This window comes from Arthrobacter sp. 10T413_2 (assembly GCF_056394205.1).
This window is the reverse complement of sequence record NZ_JBFTHK010000268.1, coordinates 1-4,431: the sequence shown is the minus strand read 5'-3', so window position 1 is coordinate 4,431 and position 4,431 is coordinate 1. Positions and strand designations below refer to the sequence as shown.

The following is a 4,431-nucleotide window of genomic DNA, read 5'->3' as shown; positions in this document are numbered from 1 at the left end:
GGTACATGCCGGCAATGTGCCGCAGCAGGGGGATGGGACGGGCCGACGGCGGCAGACCGCCGTCCTGCAGCATGACACCGACGCGCGCGCGGAGGCCGGCGCCGGCAGTGTCCGGATCCTGGCCGAGCAGGCTGATKGTGCCGGAGGTCCGCTTCTGCAGCCCCTGGGCGCATTCGATGGTGGTGGTCTTGCCGGCGCCGTTGGCGCCGAGCAGGGCTGTTACCTGGCCGCGTTCGGCAACGAKGGAAAKGCCGCTGACCACGCGCAGCATCTTGCCGTCGAGGGTGGGCAGTGGACCAACATCCTTGACGAGCCCGCTGATGGTCAGAACGGGGGATTCGGGAGATCGCACCACAGCATTCTACGCGATGTAGTACGGCGTTCCCCCGGAACGGGCGCCAACTGCAGGCAAGCCATGCCTTACTGGATCGACGGAGTAAATTACGACATGATTGTGTTGTGTATTCCATGAGTCCCTCTGTGTCTGGAGCCGCCGTGTCTGGAGCCGCTGCGCCGGTTGCCCGGTCCGGCCGCGGCACTGCTCGCCTCGGATCCGCCCGGGCGCACGTGGCCGTCGTCCCGGATGAGCTTCCCGACGTCGTTCCCGCGGGCGCCGGCAGCCAGACCCACGACGCCGAAGAGCGCACGCGTGACCGCGTCCTCAACGCCGTGCTGGAGCATKGACCCATCAGCGCCGCCGAACTCGGCGACCTCTTGGGCTTCACCCCTGCCGCCGTCCGCCGCCACCTCGACCACCTCTCGCGCAGCGGCGTGATTGAGGTCAAGCGGGCTGCCCGTGCCGGYGCCGGCGCGGGACGTCCCGCCCGCCGCTATGTCCTGAGCTCCCAGGGCCAGTCGACGCTTGGCAACGACTACCTCGACATCGCCACCGTGGCGTTGCGCCGCCTGGGCGAGGCCGCCGGCCCCKAGGCGGTCCGGCAGTTCGCCGTCGAACGGTTCGCCGACATGGAACGCCGCTACGCACCCGGGATCGAACAGGCCGGACCGGACATCACGGCCCGGGCCCGGGCCCTCTCCGAGGCGCTGAGCCGCGACGGTTTMGTGGCCTCGGCGCAGTCGATTGAAGCCAAGGCGCCGCTTCCGGCCGCCCTGTCCAGCGTCCAGCTCTGCCAGGGGCACTGCCCCATCCAGCACCTGGCGGCCCAGTTCCCCGTGTTCTGCGATGTGGAGACCGAAGTGTTCTCCCGGCTGGTCGGCGTCGATGTGCGCCGGCTGTCGACTCTCGCGCGCGGCGGGCATGTCTGCACCACCCACATACCTACGGGCCGTCCGGCCGCCGTCGGGGCTTCCAGTCCCGCAGCCCCGGGTACCCCGGACGAAGTATCCAACCATCTGCAAGAAAGGCCGTGATGACGGACCAACTATCAGAGAAGAAGGTTGCTGACTCTACTGTGATTTCGGAGATTCTGGAAAAGAATCCCGAGCTCCACGGAATCGGCACCTACGAGTACGGCTGGGCCGACAAGAACGACGTCGGAGCCAACGCTCGCCGCGGCATCAATGAAGACGTTGTCCGCGACATCTCGGCTAAGAAGAGCGAGCCGGAATGGATGCTGGACCTGCGCCTCAAGGGCCTGAAGTACTTCGACCGCAAGCCCATGCCCACATGGGGTGCGGACCTCTCCGGCATCGACTTCGACAACATCAAGTACTTCGTGCGCTCCACCGAGAAGCAGGCCGCCACCTGGGAAGACCTTCCCGAGGACATCCGGAACACGTACGAGAAGCTCGGCATCCCGGAAGCCGAGCGCAGCCGCCTGGTCTCCGGCGTGGCGGCCCAGTACGAATCCGAGGTGGTGTACCACCAGATCCGTGAGGACCTCGAAGCCCAGGGCGTCATCTTCCTGGACACCGACACCGCGCTGCGCGAGCACCCGGAGATCTTCCAGGAATACTTCGGCACGATCATCCCGGTGGGCGACAACAAGTTCGCCTCGCTCAACACGGCCGTCTGGTCCGGCGGGTCCTTCGTGTACGTGCCCAAGGGCGTCCACGTGGACATTCCGCTGCAGGCCTATTTCCGGATCAACACCGAAAACATGGGCCAGTTCGAGCGCACCCTGATCATCGCCGACGAGGACTCCTACGTCCACTACATCGAAGGCTGCACCGCGCCGATCTACACCTCGGACTCGCTGCACTCCGCCGTCGTGGAGATCATCGTGAAGAAGGGCGCCCGCGTCCGCTACACGACCATCCAGAACTGGTCCACCAACGTGTACAACCTGGTCACCAAGCGCGCCATCTGCGAAGAGGGCGCCACCATGGAGTGGATCGATGGCAACATCGGTTCCAAGGTCACCATGAAGTATCCGGCCGTCTACCTCGTGGGCGAGGGCGCCAAGGGCGAGACTCTGTCCATCGCGTTCGCCGGCGAAGGCCAGCACCAGGACACCGGCTCCAAGATGGTCCACATCGCGCCGAACACCAAGAGCTCGATCATCTCCAAGTCMGTCGCCCGTGGCGGCGGCCGTGCAGCCTACCGCGGCCTGGTCCAGGTCCGTGAAGGCGCCAAGCACTCGGCCAACACGGTCCGCTGTGACGCCCTGCTGGTGGACACCATCAGCCGCTCGGACACCTACCCGTACATCGACATCCGCGAGGACGACGTCACCATGGGCCACGAGGCCACGGTCTCGCGCGTCAGCGAAGAGCAACTGTTCTACCTGATGTCCCGCGGCATGCGCGAAGACGAGKCCATGGCGATGATCGTCCGCGGCTTCATCGAGCCGATTGCCCGTGAGCTGCCGATGGAATACGCCCTTGAGCTGAACCGCCTGATTKAACTGCAGATGGAAGGATCGGTCGGTTAATGACTGACATCACTACTGAAAAGGCCCGCATCGGCGCGCCGTCAGCCCAGCCGTTCATCAACGGTTTCACCGAGGAAGGCGAGAGCCTCTCACCGCTGAACGCCGCGGAGTCCAAGGCGCCGCTGGCCGGCGAGGCCGTCAAGCGCCACTCCCACGGTGGCGGCGTCGGCATTCCGGACAGCTCACGCGCCGGCCGGCTGACCTCCTACAAGCTGGCTGACTTCAAGCCGCTGACCGGCATGGAAGAGGACTGGCGGTTCACCCCGCTCAAGCGCCTCCGCGGCCTGCACACCGCGGTCCTCAACGGCGCCGCCCCGTCCGTGAGCGTCACCGCCCCGGACAGCGTCACGGTGGAGACCGTCGGCCGCGACGACCGCCGGATCGGCTCCGCCGCCATCCCCGAGGACCGTGTGTCCGCGAACGCCTGGGAGAACTTCACCGAGGCCACCGTCATCACGGTTCCCGCCGAGGTCCAGGTCGACGGCGAGGTCAGCGTCCTGCTGACCGGCCAGGGCACCGAAGCCTCCGCGCAGCACGTCGTGATCGTCGCCGAAAACTTCTCCAAGGCCGTCGTGGTCCTGGACCACCAGGGCACCGCCGTCGTCTCGGAAAACATCGAGATCGTCGTCGGGGACGGCGCGCAGCTCACCGTCATCTCGCTCCAGGAATGGAACGACGACKCCGTGCACGCCTCCTCCCAGCAGGCCAAGCTCGGCCGGGACGCCAAGTTCAAGCACATCGTCGTCAGCCTCGGCGGCGACCTCGTGCGCGTCACGCCGTCGGCACGCTTCACCGCCCCGGGCGCCGAAGTGGAACTGTTCGGCCTGTACTTCGCCGACGCCGGCCAGCACCTGGAACAGCGCCTGTTCGTGGACCACTCGGTGCCCAACTGCAAGTCCAACGTCCTGTACAAGGGTGCCCTGCAGGGCCGCAATGCGCACACCGTGTGGGTTGGTGACGTTCTGATCCGCAAGGAGGCAGAAGGCACCGACACCTACGAGGCCAACCGCAACCTGGTCCTGACCGACGGCGCCCGCGCGGACTCCGTGCCCAACCTTGAGATCGAGACCGGCCTGATCGCCGGCGCCGGCCACGCCAGCGCCACCGGACGGTTCGACGACCAGCACCTGTTCTACCTGATGGCCCGCGGCATTCCGGAAGAGGTGGCCCGCCGTCTGGTGGTCCGCGGCTTCCTGAACGAGATCATCCAGCAGATCAAGGTTCCTGCCATCGAAGAGCGCCTCACGGACGCTGTCGAGCGCGAACTCGCGGCAACGAATCATTAGCCAGCACAGCACAGGGAAGATTAATGACTGAACAGCCAAAGGGCGAGCTTGTCTGCAACGCCAGCGAGATCCAGGTCAAGCAGGCACTGCGGATCCTGATCGATGACTACCCCGTTGCGATCGTGAAAGACTCGATGGGCGAGATCCACGCCATCGGCGACACCTGCTCGCATGCGGACATCTCCCTTTCCGAAGGTGAGGTGGAAGGCTGCAAGATMGAGTGCTGGGGCCACGGTTCCCAGTTCGACCTGCGCAGCGGTGAGCCGCTCCAGCTGCCGGCCTACGATCCTGTCCCCGTCTTTGCCGTGACC

5 protein-coding genes are annotated in these 4,431 nt (G+C 66.1%); 4 read left to right on the top strand and 1 reads right to left on the bottom strand.

From position 1 onward, the window contains the following. On the bottom strand, positions 1-352 hold a 352-nt coding region (locus AC1DBQ_RS22200; RefSeq protein ID WP_476930569.1), incomplete at its 3' end, for an ATP-binding cassette domain-containing protein. A gap of 107 nt (positions 353-459) precedes the next feature. Between AC1DBQ_RS22200 and AC1DBQ_RS22195 the strand changes: the two genes are divergently transcribed. The 4 genes from AC1DBQ_RS22195 to AC1DBQ_RS22180 form a co-directional block, all read left to right on the top strand. Beyond that, complete coding sequence (locus tag AC1DBQ_RS22195; protein WP_476930568.1) at positions 460-1,371, top strand: helix-turn-helix transcriptional regulator; 912 nt, start codon at positions 460-462, stop codon at positions 1,369-1,371. Beyond that, positions 1,371-2,834 carry a Fe-S cluster assembly protein SufB gene (gene sufB / locus AC1DBQ_RS22190; RefSeq protein WP_476930567.1) on the top strand — a complete coding sequence of 488 codons (1,464 nt, stop codon included), beginning with the start codon at positions 1,371-1,373 and terminating at the stop codon, positions 2,832-2,834. The genes AC1DBQ_RS22195 and sufB overlap by 1 nt, the downstream gene beginning before the upstream one ends. After that, positions 2,834-4,120 (top strand): Fe-S cluster assembly protein SufD, encoded by a 1,287-nt coding sequence (sufD, locus tag AC1DBQ_RS22185; protein ID WP_476930566.1) that lies wholly within the window; start codon positions 2,834-2,836, stop codon positions 4,118-4,120. Before sufB ends, sufD begins: the two co-directional genes overlap by 1 nt. 23 nt (positions 4,121-4,143) lie before the next feature. Beyond that, the coding region (locus AC1DBQ_RS22180; RefSeq protein ID WP_476930565.1) for a non-heme iron oxygenase ferredoxin subunit at positions 4,144-4,431 on the top strand (288 nt) is incomplete at its 3' end.